Source organism: Mesorhizobium sp. WSM4816 (assembly GCF_055811535.1).
In genome coordinates, this window is record NZ_JBVVQR010000020.1 from 34,220 (window position 1) to 48,811 (window position 14,592).

At 62.3% G+C, this 14,592-nt stretch carries 12 protein-coding genes, 2 tRNA genes and 1 pseudogene; 10 read left to right on the plus strand and 5 right to left on the minus strand.

Going from position 1 to position 14,592, the window contains the following annotated elements:
- Positions 1 to 145 precede the first annotated feature (145 nt).
- Positions 146 to 498: pseudogene (locus AC0L3H_RS20540) on the minus strand (L,D-transpeptidase); the annotation flags it as partial.
- On the opposite strand from AC0L3H_RS20540, the gene AC0L3H_RS20545 reads away from it, so the two are divergent.
- Positions 482 to 802, plus strand: a complete 321-nt coding sequence (locus AC0L3H_RS20545; RefSeq protein WP_473586715.1) for a WYL domain-containing protein — start codon at positions 482 to 484, stop codon at positions 800 to 802. The pseudogene AC0L3H_RS20540 and the gene AC0L3H_RS20545 overlap by 17 nt on opposite strands.
- Before the next feature lie 14 nt (positions 803 to 816).
- On the opposite strand, the gene AC0L3H_RS20550 is transcribed toward AC0L3H_RS20545, so the two are convergent.
- Positions 817 to 891, minus strand: a tRNA-Asn gene (locus AC0L3H_RS20550).
- A 223-nt stretch (positions 892 to 1,114) separates the two neighbouring features.
- Here AC0L3H_RS20550 and AC0L3H_RS20555 point away from each other — a divergent pair.
- The 9 genes from AC0L3H_RS20555 to AC0L3H_RS20595 all read left to right on the plus strand — a co-directional run bounded on the left by AC0L3H_RS20555 (position 1,115) and on the right by AC0L3H_RS20595 (position 12,937).
- Entirely contained in the window at positions 1,115 to 1,375 is a 261-nt protein-coding gene (locus AC0L3H_RS20555; RefSeq protein WP_023802589.1) for a hypothetical protein, read from the plus strand.
- 334 nt (positions 1,376 to 1,709) lie between these two features.
- A tRNA-Cys gene (locus AC0L3H_RS20560) sits at positions 1,710 to 1,783 on the plus strand.
- A 132-nt stretch (positions 1,784 to 1,915) separates the two neighbouring features.
- The gene (locus tag AC0L3H_RS20565; protein WP_473586716.1) at positions 1,916 to 2,584 is read left to right on the plus strand and encodes a protein-L-isoaspartate O-methyltransferase family protein; all 669 of its coding nucleotides are present in this window, start codon (positions 1,916 to 1,918) and stop codon (positions 2,582 to 2,584) included.
- A gap of 186 nt (positions 2,585 to 2,770) precedes the next feature.
- Positions 2,771 to 4,171 (plus strand): TolC family outer membrane protein, encoded by a 1,401-nt coding sequence (locus tag AC0L3H_RS20570; RefSeq protein ID WP_473586717.1) that lies wholly within the window; start codon positions 2,771 to 2,773, stop codon positions 4,169 to 4,171.
- A gap of 214 nt (positions 4,172 to 4,385) precedes the next feature.
- A complete protein-coding gene (locus AC0L3H_RS20575; protein WP_473586718.1) occupies positions 4,386 to 5,294 on the plus strand; it encodes a PopZ family protein in 909 nt (302 codons plus the stop codon).
- Positions 5,295 to 5,658: 364 nt separating this feature from the next.
- Positions 5,659 to 8,442: a valine--tRNA ligase gene (locus AC0L3H_RS20580; protein WP_473586719.1), complete on the plus strand. Its 2,784-nt coding sequence runs from the start codon at positions 5,659 to 5,661 to the stop codon at positions 8,440 to 8,442.
- Positions 8,443 to 8,878: 436 nt separating this feature from the next.
- Positions 8,879 to 10,099, plus strand: coding sequence for an OmpP1/FadL family transporter (locus AC0L3H_RS20585; protein ID WP_473586720.1), 1,221 nt, complete (start codon positions 8,879 to 8,881; stop codon positions 10,097 to 10,099).
- Between the two features lie 290 nt (positions 10,100 to 10,389).
- On the plus strand, positions 10,390 to 12,114 hold the full coding sequence (gene ilvD / locus AC0L3H_RS20590) for a dihydroxy-acid dehydratase (RefSeq protein WP_473586721.1): 1,725 nt from the start codon (positions 10,390 to 10,392) through the stop codon (positions 12,112 to 12,114).
- Complete coding sequence (locus tag AC0L3H_RS20595) at positions 12,101 to 12,937, plus strand: tetratricopeptide repeat protein (RefSeq protein ID WP_473490380.1); 837 nt, start codon at positions 12,101 to 12,103, stop codon at positions 12,935 to 12,937. The genes ilvD and AC0L3H_RS20595 overlap by 14 nt, the downstream gene beginning before the upstream one ends.
- A 70-nt stretch (positions 12,938 to 13,007) precedes the next feature.
- On the opposite strand, the gene AC0L3H_RS20600 is transcribed toward AC0L3H_RS20595, so the two are convergent.
- The 3 genes from AC0L3H_RS20600 to AC0L3H_RS20610 all read right to left on the minus strand — a co-directional run bounded on the left by AC0L3H_RS20600 (position 13,008) and on the right by AC0L3H_RS20610 (position 14,590).
- On the minus strand, positions 13,008 to 13,298 hold the full coding sequence (locus AC0L3H_RS20600; protein WP_473490378.1) for a hypothetical protein: 291 nt from the start codon (positions 13,296 to 13,298) through the stop codon (positions 13,008 to 13,010).
- 97 nt (positions 13,299 to 13,395) lie between these two features.
- The gene (gene xth / locus AC0L3H_RS20605; RefSeq protein ID WP_128246786.1) at positions 13,396 to 14,190 is read right to left on the minus strand and encodes an exodeoxyribonuclease III; all 795 of its coding nucleotides are present in this window, start codon (positions 14,188 to 14,190) and stop codon (positions 13,396 to 13,398) included.
- Positions 14,191 to 14,197: 7 nt separating this feature from the next.
- Entirely contained in the window at positions 14,198 to 14,590 is a 393-nt protein-coding gene (locus AC0L3H_RS20610) for a VOC family protein (RefSeq protein WP_023802579.1), read from the minus strand.
- Positions 14,591 to 14,592: the final 2 nt, after the last annotated feature.

Consider the following 14,592-nt stretch of genomic DNA (forward strand, 5'->3'; position numbering starts at 1 on the left):
GCAGGCCCGACGTCAATCCTTGCCAACATCGAACAATATCGAGGAGACGAAACCGCCCCCGGAGCACTTTCGGAGGCCGGGTCGCATCAGCTTGACGCTCTCCGAGGGCCAGATGAGTTCACCCTTACGGAGCCAATTGCTTCCGCTATGCCAGCGATGGACTCGCCGGGAGCACAACCACCTTCGTTCCGACCGGAACGCGCCGACGGAGATCGATAATGTCCTGATTCAGCAGGCGGACGCAGCCGGACGACACCATCGTTCCGATCGTCCACGGCTCGACCGTGCCGTGAAGCCGGTAATAGGTGTCTTGGCCGTCTCGGTAGAGATAGAGCGCCCGAGGGCCAGGCGGGTTTGCACTACCTCCCGGCATCCGTCACTCAAAGGTCCGTGGCGCTCAGGTTCTCAGGCGATCATGTTGTCGGTGGGGCGCCATCCCGGCCATTCGGCCTTGCGTGCAATGGTGGCTTCGCCTTGAAAATTGAAGGCTTCCTGCTTCTGGTCTCTGACCGAGACTTCTGCAGCGACGGAACGCATCATTTGGCCGATATCGCTGGGGCTTATCGAGAACCAGTGTTACGTCGCCGGTTGGTGCGAACTGCGGCAGGATTTCCGGACGTTCGTATTGATCGCATTGAACATGCCAATATCCGACCCGAGCGCTATGCAGGCCGTCGGCAGGATCTTGTCAAGAAATGGCGGTCGCAGGTCGCCGACGAAGGCACTGAACATGCCAGCACGTAGTCCGCCGACATCGCAGCTCGCGGACAATCGCAAGCTGGCGCGCGGTACCGCATTCTAGCGTAGAAAGGGCGATGGCTCCCCGGGCCGGATTCGAACCAGCGACCAACCGGTTAACAGCCGGTTGCTCTACCACTGAGCTACCGGGGAACAGAGGCTCTCATGTGAGTGGCGCAGCCTATAGCAAACCCGTTTCGGCTTTGCAAAGAAGCATTTCGTATTTTTCGGCGCTTTTTCGCGCCACGATTTCTGGCAATCATGTGCGCGCGTCCTCATATGAGCCGTCTGGCGGGGTGCGCGGAACCGAAAAGGCGGTTTGCGGCTTTCGTCAGCTGATGCTTTTTACTTTGCCCGAACGGACCACTGACCAGACATGAGCGCAGCAAGCCACAACCACCCACCGGCGCGGAAAATATCGGTCTTCGGCCGTGAGTTCACCATGCCGCGCTCGCGCGGCCTCAGGATTGCAATCGGCGTCGTGCTGATCTTCGGCGGCATTCTCGGCTTTCTGCCGATCCTGGGCTTCTGGATGGTGCCGATCGGATTGCTTGTGCTCTCCTATGAATTTGCCGTGGTGCGTCGCCACCGGCGCCGCCTCGTCGTGTGGTGGGAACGGCGGCGGCGGCCGAACTGACGGCTGTACCGACTTCGCAAGCCGGCAAGCCCTGCGAAGGCGTCTTTCCGGCTCGACTCAGCTGGCTAAATGCCCGGACTGGCTGAGAGCCTTGCTTGGAAATTCTCCTCCGACGGCCAGATGATGGCGGTTCTGCGCTTACCTACGGCGCCGCGCGTCCAATTGGAAGCGCAGCGCTCTAACCTCCGTTGCGTTCCGGTTCTCGGAGCATGCATGTCGTTGGCTCGACGCGTGGCATCATGGCCGAGGGGAAACCGTCGGGAATGCACCATGGCCGCTTGACGGCATTTTCGCCGCAACCTATTGGAACCGGGTGGAACGCCGGGAGCAATGAGGCCTCGTGGCGGAGTGGTTACGCAGAGGACTGCAAATCCTTGCACCCCGGTTCGATTCCGGGCGAGGCCTCCAGTTGCCCAAGCTCCCGCGCACCAGCGCCAGGGGGTTCCAGTCGACATGAGCCGCGGTCTTGGCGCGGCAAAGCGGATCGATCTTGGGCGGATTGATCTTGAACAGGTTGGTCTTGGGCGGATTGGTTGGAACATGAGCGCTGATTTTGCCGAACGTCGAGTAAAGATGGTCGACGGCCAGGTCCGCACCACCGACGTAACCAGCGCGCCGCTGCTCGAGGCGATGCTTGTCGTGCCGCGCGAGGCCTTTGTCGCTCCCGATCAGCGCGATCTGGCCTATATCGACGAGGACATCCGCATTGCCAATACCGCGGACGGCCCGCGCTATCTCATGGAGCCTTCGCCGCTGGCCAAGCTGATGCAACTGGCCGAGATCGGCCCTGGCGATTCGGCGCTCGATATCGGCTGCGGCACCGGCTATGCCGCGGCGATCCTGTCGCGGCTGGCAAAGTCCATCGTTGCGCTGGAAAGCGATCCGGCATTGGCCGAGACCGCGATGTCGACGCTTTCGGCGCTGGGCTGCGACAATGTCAGCGTGGTCAAGGGACCGCTGCCGGAAGGCCATGCCGCGGGAGCGCCCTACGATGTCATTTTCATCGGCGGCAGCGTCGAGAAAGTGCCGGAACCGCTGCTCGACCAGCTTGCGGAAGGCGGTCGGCTCGTCGCCGTCGAAGGGCAGGGGAATTCGGGCGTGGCCCGATTGTTCCTGAAAACAGGGGGGGTCGTAACCGGAAGAGGCGCCTTTAATGCGGCAATTAAGCCACTACCGGGATTCGATCGTATTCGTGCGTTCGAGTTCTGAGTGATTTTGGCTTGCAGCAAAGCCGTTGTCATGTTCGCTTGCGCTTGAACAATTGTTGCTGATCCGCACAACCGGGGTGTTCTTTTGGGGGCAGACAGCAGGGAACCTGAAACACACGGCGCCGGCTGCTCGAATGGGAGAAGCCGGCGCGGTGTGGTTCCCATGCAAAACGAATGAGGGAATAACGTGCCGTCTTTACGAAAGAGTCTTTTTGCCGCCGTCCTCTTCTCGGCGACCGCGCTTTCTCCGCTAGGCGCCTCGGCGGAAACCATTCTCGGTGCACTTTCAAAAGCCTATCAGAACAATTCCCAGCTCAATTCGGCCCGCGCCGGCGTCCGCGTCACCGATGAGGGCGTTGCCATCGCCAAATCCGGCTGGCGCCCGACCATCACCGGTTCCGCGAACATCGACTTCTCCAGAAGCCATTTCGACCCCCGTAGCGGGCCGGGTCGAGACCTTTCGTTAACCACCGGCAACTTCGGCGTCCAGATCGACCAGACCCTGTTCGACGGCTTCCAGACCAGGAACAACGTCGCCGCCGCCGAAGCGCAGGTCCGCGCCTCGTTCGAGAGCCTGCGCAACACCGAAGAGAATATTCTGTTCAATGCGGCAAGCGCCTATATGGACGTGATTCGCGACCGCCAAGTGGCGGTGCTGACGGAGCAAAACCTGCAGTTCCTGACCGAGCAGGCGCGCGCCGCGCGTTCGCGCTTCGAGGTCGGCGAAGGCACGCGCACCGACGTTGCGCAGGCCGATGCCGAGCGCTCCTCCGCTGTGGCGGAACTGGCGGCCGCCCGCGCGCAGGCGCTGGCGAGCGCTGCGACCTACCGCCAGATCGTCGGCGACGAGCCAGGCAGGCTCAGGGCCGCTTCGCCGCTGGCGAAGCTGTTGCCGTCGAACCTCGATGCGGCTATCGCGATTGCATCCATCGAGCACCCGGCCATCCTCGCCACCCAGCACCTGGTCGACGCGGCCGCGTTTTCGGTGAAATCGGCCGAAGGCGCGCTGCTGCCGCAGCTTTCGGCTTCCGCCGGCGTTTCCAGCGCCTATCGCAGAACGGCTCCGGGCTCCGCCGATACGGGGCAGGACGGCACAACCAATTCGGCCAGCATCGGCGCCACCTTGACCATACCGATCTATTCGGGCGGGCGGACGTCGGCGATAGTGCGTCAGAACAAGGAATCGCTCAGCCAAGCCCGGATCGAGGTCGATGTCAGCCGCGACACTGTGCGGCAGGCCGTGACCTCGGCGTGGACGCAATATACCGCCGCTCAGCAAACCGTGGTGGCCAACAGGCAGGTGATCGCCGCCGCACAGCTTGCCCTGAGCGGCGTCATCGAGGAGCGCAATGTCGGCCAGCGCACCACGCTCGACGTCCTCAACGCCCAGGCCACGCTCATCACCGCCAAGATCAACCAGGCCGGCGCCGAACGCGATTTGGTGGTGGCGAGCTATGCCATCCTGTCGGCTATCGGTCATCTTTCGGTCGAGCGTCTCGCCCTTCGGGTAGTGAAATACAAGCCCGAAGAACATTACAATGCGGTCAAGGACAAGTGGTTCGGCCTGCGCACGCCAGACGGCCGCTGATCCCTTCACCAGTTTCAACTTCCGTCCAGTTTCAAGCTATTTAGAGCCCGCGCGTCCAAAAGGTCGCGCGGGCTCTAATCTGTTGAAATCCAACATGCCCTCAGATTTGGGATTCTCGTAAGGCGATCCGTGGGTTACGCTGTTGCCATGATTCGAATCCGGCTTGGGCCGGACAAGAAATCTGCAACGAGTCACAAGGGCGGCGGATGTGACGATGGCGACGGCAAGCAGCGTACAGCGCGAACCTTCCATGGAGGAGATACTGGCTTCCATCAGGAGGATCATCGAGGACAACGACACCGGCCGCAAGCAGCCGGACGATACGGACGACCTGCTGCAGGATCTGACGTCGGTAGCCGTGTCGGCACCGGCGGTAGCCGTGCCGGCACCGGCGGCAGCTGTGCCGGCACCGGCCGCAGGCGGGGCTCCGCCGGAGGCAGGCGCGTTTCGCGCCGAGTTGCGTCCGGGATTCGACGCCAGGAGGCCGGCCACGCTGACCGAGGTGCAGGCGCAACCGTCGGCCGTCGAGCCTGTCGTCGCGCGCGTGGGGCCGCCGGTGCGTTCCGATTCGGCTCCGGTCAAATCGCCCGTGACGCTTGCTGGTGACAGGGTCGCGGCCGAAGCGGCCCCGGCCGCCAAGCCGGAGCCGGATGCGCCTGCGACGGCAAGGGTTGCGGAGACGACCGACAGTATCGTTGCCGGGTGGCGCCGTGATATCGCCGCAATTAGCGAAGCGAAGACCGTGGCCAGGCCGGACAGGGCCCCAGACAGGGCTGATCTGAGACAGACGCCGGATGCCGAACCGAAGGCCGAAATTATCGAGGACGCGGCCGAACCTGCTTTCGAGCCGGTCCCGCCGCGAAGCGGGTTGGCGCGCTCGGCGACGAGCGAGGCACCGTCCGCTCGTCCGGCGATCCTTTCCGAACATACCGGCCGGCAAGTTGCCGCCGCCTTCGGCGAGCTTTCCGATGCGTTCGCCAGCCGCAGCAAGAAAACCTTCGACGAGATGGCCGAGGAGATGCTGAGGCCCATGCTGCAGGACTGGCTGGACAACAATCTGCCGACGCTGGTCGAGCGGCTGGTGCGCGAAGAAATTGAACGCGTAGCGCGCGGCGCGCAGTAACCGGCAAATCGCCGAAGTCGGCGCCGCCTCTCATCTGCCTGCCGGCATCTTCTCCCCGTATAGGGACGGGAGAAGGGGCTGGCCGCAACCTTGGCGCACTTTCTGCAACGCTGGAAATTGGCGAAATCTTTTGCGATGTGTCTTTCTCCCCGTCACTGTAGGGGGAGAAATGCCCGGCAGGGCAATGGGGGGCAGCGCAAACCTCTAAGCGATTGCCCTGCGACGCTGACTTCTGCATGTTGCCCCGATCTGCCCAGGCGCTATTTGCTGGCATGGCCGTCTGCCGCTTGCTTGCGGTTGACTTGGCCAAAACCTTCCGATTTACACCGGACCAGCAAAAACCCGACAGCCCGGACGCCTTCCCATGCTCGAAAAAACCTACGCGGCAAAAATCGTCGAGCCGAAGATCGCCAAAGTCTGGGAGGAGGCCGACGCGTTTCGTGCCGGCGCAGGCGCAGAGGAGGGCGCGGAAGCCTTCACCATCGTCATCCCGCCACCGAACGTCACCGGCTCGCTGCATATGGGCCATGCGCTCAACAACACGCTGCAGGACATTCTGGTGCGCTTCGAGCGCATGCGCGGCAAGAACGTGCTGTGGCAGCCCGGCATGGACCACGCCGGCATCGCCACCCAGATGGTGGTCGAGCGCCAGCTTATGGAGAAGCAGATCCACCGACGCGACCTGACGCGCGATGAGTTCATCGAGAAGGTCTGGGAGTGGAAGGCCGAATCCGGCGGCGCGATCTTCAACCAGCTGAAGCGGCTGGGGGCCTCGGCCGACTGGAGCCGAGAGCGCTTCACCATGGACGAGGGGCTGTCCAGGGCGGTGCTCGAAGTGTTTGTCACCCTCTACAAGGAAGGCCTGATCTACAAGGACAAGCGCCTTGTGAACTGGGACCCGAAGCTGTTGACTGCGATTTCCGACCTCGAGGTCGAACAGCAGGAAGTCAACGGCAATCTCTGGCATTTCCGCTACCCCGTCGAGGGCGAGGTTTTCGATCCGGAAAATCCAAAAACCTTCATCACCGTGGCGACGACGCGGCCCGAGACGATGCTGGGCGATACGGCGGTGGCGGTGCATCCCGACGACGAGCGTTTTCGGCATCTGCTCGGCAGGAACCTCGTCCTGCCGATCGTCGGCCGCAAGATCCCGGTGGTGGCGGACCAATATTCCGATCCGGAGAAAGGCAGCGGCGCGGTCAAGATCACGCCGGCGCACGACTTCAACGATTTTGAGGTCGGCAGGCGCCACAAGCTGCCGGCCATCAATATCCTCACCGTCGAGGCGGCGGTCGCCCTCACCGACAATGACGACTTTCTCGCCGGGCTGGAGGTAACGCCCGAGCGTCAGGCCGTTTGGGATGAGCTCAACGGCCTCGATCGTTTCGTCGCGCGCAAGAAGATCGTCGAACTGATGGAGGCGGGTGGCTTCCTCGAAAAGGTCGAGCCGCATCGCCATGCCGTGCCGCATGGCGATCGCGGCGGCGTGCCGATCGAACCGTTCCTGACCGAACAATGGTATGCGAACGCGGCGGAACTTGCCAAGCCGGCGATCGCCTCGGTGCGCGAGGGCCGCACCAGGTTCGTGCCGAAAAACTGGGAGAAGACTTATTTCGACTGGATGGAGAACATCCAGCCCTGGTGCATTTCGCGCCAGCTCTGGTGGGGACACCAGATCCCGGCCTGGTACGGGCCGGACGGCCGCATCTTCGTCGAGAAGACCGAGGAGGAGGCGCTCGCCGCCGCAATCGAATATTATCTGGCGCTGGAAGGGCCGTGGAAGGCCTGGGTCGAGGACAAACTCGAGAATTTCAAGCCGGGCGAGATCCTGATCCGCGACGAGGATGTGCTCGACACATGGTTTTCGTCGGCGCTGTGGCCGTTCTCGACGCTCGGCTGGCCGGACCAGACGCCGGAGCTGAAGACCTACTACCAGACCGACGTGCTGGTAACCGGCTTCGATATCATCTTCTTCTGGGTCGCTCGCATGATGATGATGGGCCTGCATTTCATGGGAGAGGAGCCGTTCCACACCGTCTATGTCCATGCGCTGGTGCGCGACAAGAACGGGCAGAAGATGTCGAAGTCGAAAGGCAACGTCATCGACCCGCTCGATCTCATCGACGAATATGGCGCCGACGCACTGCGCTTCACGCTGACGGTGATGGCCGCGCAAGGGCGTGACGTGAAGCTCGATCCGGCTCGTATCGCCGGCTACCGCAATTTTGGCACCAAGCTGTGGAACGCGACGCGTTTTGCCGAGATGAACGACGTCGCGAGAAACGACGATTTCTGGCTGAACGACGCCAAGCTGGCGGTCAACCGCTGGATCCTGACCGAACTGACACGCGCGGCGCGCGAAATCACCGATGGCATCACTTCATACCGGTTCAACGAGGCTGCGACTGCTGCCTACCGCTTCGTCTGGAACCTGTTCTGCGACTGGTACCTGGAACTGTTGAAGCCGGTCTTCATGGGCGCGGACGAGGCTGCCAAGGCCGAGAGCCGGGCTTGCGTCGCCTTCGTGCTCGACGAGATCTACAAGTTGCTGCATCCGATGATGCCGTTCATGACCGAAGAGCTGTGGGCTGAGACATCGGGTGAGGGCAAGGAACGGCCGTCGCTGCTTTGCCATGCCGCGTGGCCGTCGCCCGACTTCGAGGACGAGGCAGCGGCCGCCGACATCAACTGGCTGATCGACCTGGTCTCAGGCATCCGTTCCGTGCGTTCGGAAATGAACGTGCCGCCGGCGGCGATCGCGCCGCTGATGGTGATCGGCGCCAATACCGCAACCCGCGAAAGGCTTGAGCGTCAGGCATCGGCCGTCAAGCGACTGGCGCGGGTCGGCGACATCTCGCTTGTCGATACGGCGCCCAAGGGCTCCGCCCAGATCGTGCTCAACGAGGCCACCATCTGCCTGCCGCTCGGCAGCCTGATCGACCTTGCCGCCGAGGCGGCGCGGCTGCAGAAGGAACTGGTCAAGGTGACCGAAGAGATTGCCCGCCTGCACAAGAAGCTGTCCAACGACAAATTCGTCGCCAACGCGCCGGAAGATGTCGTCGAAGCCGAGCGCGAAAAACTCGCCGAGTATCGCGAGGCGCAAGAGAAGCTTTCGGTGGCGCTGACACGCGTGCGCGAAGCCGGTTGACCCATCTGTGGAATTTGAGAACCGAATTGGCGGAGGAGCGGATTTGCCAAACCGGCCTCCGCTTCTTGGGCGCCTGATGCTCAGGATTCGCGAGTCCTGCGAACGCGCTTTTCGGGCGGCTTCCTGCACGAAAAATAGGCATTCCGCAGCGTAAATCTTGACGTAAACGGAATGTTTTAGCCCCATTGTTGCCATAATGTAACAATGGGCTCAGTTGCCGCAAAACGGGCGGTTTTTGCGTCGTTCCATGTGCGTTTTTCCGAGTTTTTGCTCGATTTGCAGCCAAACAAGCCGTTTTCCGGCTTTGCAATGGAGCTGTCACTTTGTCTGAAATGCGGTCGGCGAAGGCGTACATGTACGCATCGAGAATTCGTTGTTGCGCCGTTAACTCGAATTGGTTCTAGCTTAGTCCATTCGTACTAGGGGAGGGACATTCATGAACAATTTGCGTCGGAAAGCGCTGCTGGGGGCGGGGTGCTTTTCGCTATTGATGTCGGGCGTTGCCAACGCCGGCGGCTTCGACCGGGGCGGTGTCAACATCGACCAGTTGTTCGATGCCGCCCCATATTCGTTCGACGCCGGCGTCACCTATGTTTCGCCGCAGCGCACACTGAAGAACGTGCGGCGCCTGGATGGCTCGGGACTGTCGTCTTCGTCTGTGGACGTTGGTGGCGACTATGCGGTGCCGCGCATCGGTATAAAGGCCAATATTGTTGATCCAGTGGATTGCCTTGCGACCTATACGGAACCGTATGGCGCGGAAGCAGACTTCGGAATGAACAACGCCTATTCGCCAACCGCGGTCGAATACTACGTCAAAACTAATGATTTCGGCCTAACCTGCTCCTACAAGGTAAATGTCGGCAAGGGGACCTTCCGGTTCATCGGCGGCGTTTCCTACCAGGAGGTCGATGCGTTTCTGTCGCGCCAGACACTGCTGGCCTTCGGCAATACCGGCCTCGGCAAATTCCAGCTTTCCGATGAGGCATGGGGGTGGCGCGTGGGTGCCGCCTATGAAATTCCCGAAATCGCCTTGCGCGCAAGCCTGGTCTACTCTTCGAGCTACAAATATGATGGACTGTCGGGAACCGTCGACTCGACCGGTTTTAGGGGCGCCCTTCCGGCGGATCTGGTTCCAGGCTCTACCGGGGTCTTCCCTGTGTCCGCCTCGGCCGAAATACCCCAAGCGGTGGAACTCAAGCTGCAGAGCGGCATAGCGCCCGGCTGGCTGGCGTTTGGTTCGATCCGCTGGCAGGAGTGGAGCAAGCTTGGCATCATTCCGATCCAGGGTGTTCGCAGCCCTGTAACCGGTGCTCCCTCGCCAGTTTCCTTCGACCTGCTTTATCGCGACGGCTGGACGGTTGCGGGCGGCATAGCTCACAAGTTCACCGACCAATTGTCGGCCGCGGTTTCGCTGACCTGGGATCGTGGAACCTCGACGACCTCCGGCTATCAGTCGGACACCTGGTCCGTCGCCAGCGGCATCTCCTATTCGCCGAACGACAAGATCGAGGTCAGACTTGGTGGCTCGATCGGTGTCCTGACCGGCGGGTCGTCGACCTTCACAGGTGTTGGCGACAATGCAAATCGCATCACCTACACATATGACGACGATCTGCTCCTTGCCGGCTCAGCTTCGGTTAAGGTTAAGTTTTAAACATCTGTTTTCAATAGCAAAAAGGCCGGGCGATGCCCGGCCTTTTTGCTTGAGGGGCTTGCCCGCGACCAAAGCGTCGCTGCAACGACGCCGCTTCCCTCTGCCTCACGCGATCGTGATGTTTTGGCAACAGTTTCTGAACAACCCTCGCGCCACAACCGCGCCCGCCGACATTGCCTACTTCCCGCCATAAACCCGGCGCACCTCGAATGCGTCCCAGGGCATGCCAAAAGGCTCGGCGTTGGGGCAGGTCGCACCGCAGGTCGCATCGCCCGGGGCAAGGGAAGAGAATGAACGACAGAGTCATCTCCAAGGCCAAGCTGCCCAGCCGCTATGTGACCGTCGGTCCGGCGCGTGCGCCGCACCGCTCCTATCTCTATGCGATGGGCTTGTCGGCGGCCGAGATCGCGCAGCCGCTGGTCGGCGTCGCCAGCTGCTGGAACGAGGCGGCGCCCTGCAACATCTCGCTGATGCGCCAGGCGCAGGTGGTCAAGAAGGGCGTCGCCGCGGCCAACGGCACGCCGCGCGAATTCTGCACCATCACCGTCACGGACGGCATCGCCATGGGCCACCAAGGCATGAAATCGTCACTGGTGTCGCGCGAGGTCATCGCCGATTCGGTCGAACTCACCATGCGCGGCCATTGCTACGATGCGCTGGTCGGCCTTGCCGGTTGCGACAAGTCGCTGCCCGGCATGATGATGGCCATGGTGCGGCTCAACGTGCCGTCGATCTTCATTTATGGCGGCTCGATCCTGCCCGGTTCCTACAAGGGCCGGCAGATAACCGTGCAGGATGTGTTCGAGGCCGTCGGCCAGCACTCGGTCGGCACGATCGGCGACGCCGAACTCCTCGAAATCGAGCAAGCCGCTTGTCCGTCGGCCGGCTCCTGCGGCGCCCAGTTCACCGCCAACACCATGGCCACCGTCGCCGAGGCCATCGGGTTGGCGCTGCCCTATTCCTGCGGGGCGCCGGCGCCTTATGAGATGCGCGACCGCTTCAATTTCGCCTCCGGCGAAAAGATCATGGAGTTGATCGCAAAAAATATCCGCCCGCGCGACATCGTCACTCTGGAGGCGCTGGAGAATGCGGCGACCGTGGTCTCGGCCACCGGCGGCTCGACCAACGCGGCGCTGCATCTGCCGGCGATCGCGCATGAGGCGGGGATAAAGTTCGACCTGTTCGACGTCGCCAGGATCTTCGAGAAGACGCCTTACATCGCCGACCTGAAGCCGGGCGGCAAATATGTCGCCAAGGACATGTTCGAGGCCGGCGGCATTCCGCTCTTGATGAAGACGTTGCTCGACCACGGCTATCTGCATGGCGACTGCCTGACCGTGACCGGCCGCACTTTAGCCGAAAATATGGAGCACGTTGCCTGGAATGATAGCCAGGATGTGGTCCGTCCCGCCAACCGACCAATCACCCGAACGGGTGGCGTCGTGGGCTTGAAGGGAAACCTTGCCCCCGAAGGCGCGATCGTGAAGGTCGCGGGCATGTCGGAGCTTAAATTCTCTGGCCCGGCGCGCTGCTTCGATTCGGAAGAGGAATGTTTCCAGGCGGTTACGGATCGCAGCTACAGCGAAGGCGAGGTCCTCGTGATCCGCTACGAGGGACCGCGCGGCGGTCCGGGCATGCGCGAAATGCTGTCGACGACGGCGGCTCTCTATGGCCAGGGCATGGGCGGCAAGGTGGCTCTCATCACCGACGGGCGTTTTTCGGGCGCGACACGCGGCTTCTGCATCGGCCATGTCGGGCCGGAAGCCGCCGTGGGTGGCCCGATCGGGCTGCTCAGGGATGGCGACTTGATTTCGATCGACGCGGTGAACGGCACCATCGAGGTGGCGCTGTCCGACACCGAACTGGCGACCAGGGCAAAGGCATGGAAGGCGCGCGCGACCGACTATCAGTCGGGCGCGATCTGGAAATATGCACAAACGGTAGGGCCTGCCCGCGACGGGGCGGTCACCCATCCCGGTGGTGCGAGAGAAACACATTGTTATGCGGATATCTGAGTTGCTGAGGCTGTCTGTCTTTTCGGCACTGGTCGCGATCGCCACTTTTGGCGCGACCTTGGGCGCCGCAGGCCAGGCCATGGCCTTCGACGACAAGGTATTCGACGACAAGACCGGCGTGAAGCCGCAGTCGAGCCCGTGGGCGGTGTTCCAGTTCGGCTTCTCCGCCTACAAGAACGGCCGCAAGGAGCAGGCTGCTGAGGCTTATAAATACGCGGCCGAAAACGGCCAGATCGGCGCCACCTGGAAGCTTGCGCGCATGTATGCCGAGGGTGACGGCGTCGAGCGCGACGACTACGCGGCGTTCAAGTTCTTCAGCGAGATCGTCGACCAGGACGTCGAGCCCGGTTCGCCGGAAGAGAGCTATGTCTCGGACGCGCTCGTGGCGCTCGGCGACTATCTGAGGACGGGCATTCCCGGCAGCCCGATCAAAGAGAACGAGGTGGCGGCCCAAGAGTACTACATGCGCGCCGCCGCCAACTACCGCAACCCGAATGCCCAGTTCGAGATGGGCCAGATCTTCCTGAATGGCAAGGGTGGCGTCAAGGCGAGCATCAAGCAGGCCGGACGCTGGTTCCAACTCGCTGCGGAAAAGGGCCATGCCGGCGCGCAGGCGACGCTCGGCCACCTGCTCTTCCAGAGCGGCAAGATCGTTCGGGGGCTGGCGATGATGACCGCGGCGCTTGAACGGGCCGCGCCTTCCGACCAGCCATGGATACGCGGCATGCAGGAAGAGGCGTTTGCCGCCGCGGGCGAGGCCGACCGCCGCACCGCGATTTCGCTGGCCGACGACATCCTCACCAAGGGTGGCGGCGACCGGTAGTCGCGACGCCAACAGCCAGGAAAGGCTGGGTCAATAGTCAGGAAGAGTGGGGATCTCGAGAAAGTCGAGATCAATTCTCGGTCGGTTGCGTCGGAACGGGACCGGACTCCGGCGTTGAAATCGGCGTGGCCGGCGGCGCCGACGTGGTTTTAGGACAATCGTCGCGGATCCTTGTCCATGACGTGTTGTTGAGCACCATGTCGCAGCGGGCGAGATGGCTCCGACCGGAAAGCGTCAGGCAGGCGACCTGGCCGATCTGGAATGATGTTCCGTTGGCCAGGCATGCAGGATTGGCAAACGCCGACGTCGCCGCGAGGGCGAGCGCGGCGGCACATGGGCAAATCGCAAACCTGATCGTCATCCTGAACCCCAGCCGAACCCGGATTGCAGCGGAAACCCCGATTGTGGCGATATGACGGTCTATCAACCGGCAATCCGGCGGTTCTGGCCCGAAACGATCAGATTGGCGCAAAACCCAGTTCGATGGCCACCGGCACGTGATCCGAGGGTTTTTCCCAGGCGCGCACATGCTTTTCGATCGAGGCCGAGGAAAAGCGATTGGCGGCCTCGGGCGAGAGCAGCAAGTGATCGATGCGGATGCCGTTGTTCTTCTGCCAGGCGCCGGCCTGATAATCCCAGAACGTAAAAATGTCCGGCGAGTCGCTGACCGCGCGCACGGCTTCGGTGAAGCCGAGGTTCTTCAGCCGGCGGAACGCCTGCCTGGTCTGCGGCTGGAACAGCGCATCGCCGAGCCAGTTCTCCGGGAACTTCGCATCGATCGGTTCGGGGATGACATTGTAATCGCCGGCCAGCACCAGCGCCTCTTCGAGCGAGAGCCGTTCCTCGGCCCAGCGCTCCAGCCGCGCCATCCAGGACAGCTTGTAGGAGAACTTCTTCTCGTCATCGATCGGATTGCCGTTCGGCAAGTACAGCGAGGCAACGCGCAACGCGCCCTTGTCGGTCGAGAACACGCCCTCGATGAAACGCGCCTGATCGTCGGCATCGTCGCCCGGCAGGCCCCTGATGACCTCGTCGAAGCGCAGCTTCGACAGGATAGCGACGCCGTTAAAACCCTTTTGGCCATAGATTTCGACGTTGTAGCCAAGCGCCTCGATCTCGGCCCGCGGAAACTGCTCGTCGACCGTCTTGATCTCCTGCAGGCAGGCAATATCGGGCGCGCTTTCCGTCAGCCAGTGGGTCAAATTGCCGATACGGGCCCGAACGCCATTGATGTTCCAGGTGACGATTTTCATGACGGCCTCATTGCTGTTCAGGCGGATGGCGTTCGACGAGGCCGATCGTATTGCCTGCCGGATCCTTTAGGAAGGCCATCCATTCGCTTTCCCCCGCCGGCCCGAACAGGCCCTCGGTGTCGCGGTGGACGAGCATCGGCGGCGCGGTGAAGGGGACACCGGCGGCTTTTGCCGAGGCGTGGAAATCGTCAAGGCCCGAAATGTCGAGATAGACGGTGCCGGCCGGCAGGCCATCGGTGAACAGCAGCCGCACATCGCCGGCCATGATGAAGGCGATGCCAGGCGGATCGAAGCGCACGTGCACGGCCATGCCAAGCACATCCTGCCAGAACGCCAGCGTTGCATCGAGATCGCGCCCGGCTGAAAGCGCGACCTGACGGACCGCGCTAATGGTAGGCATTC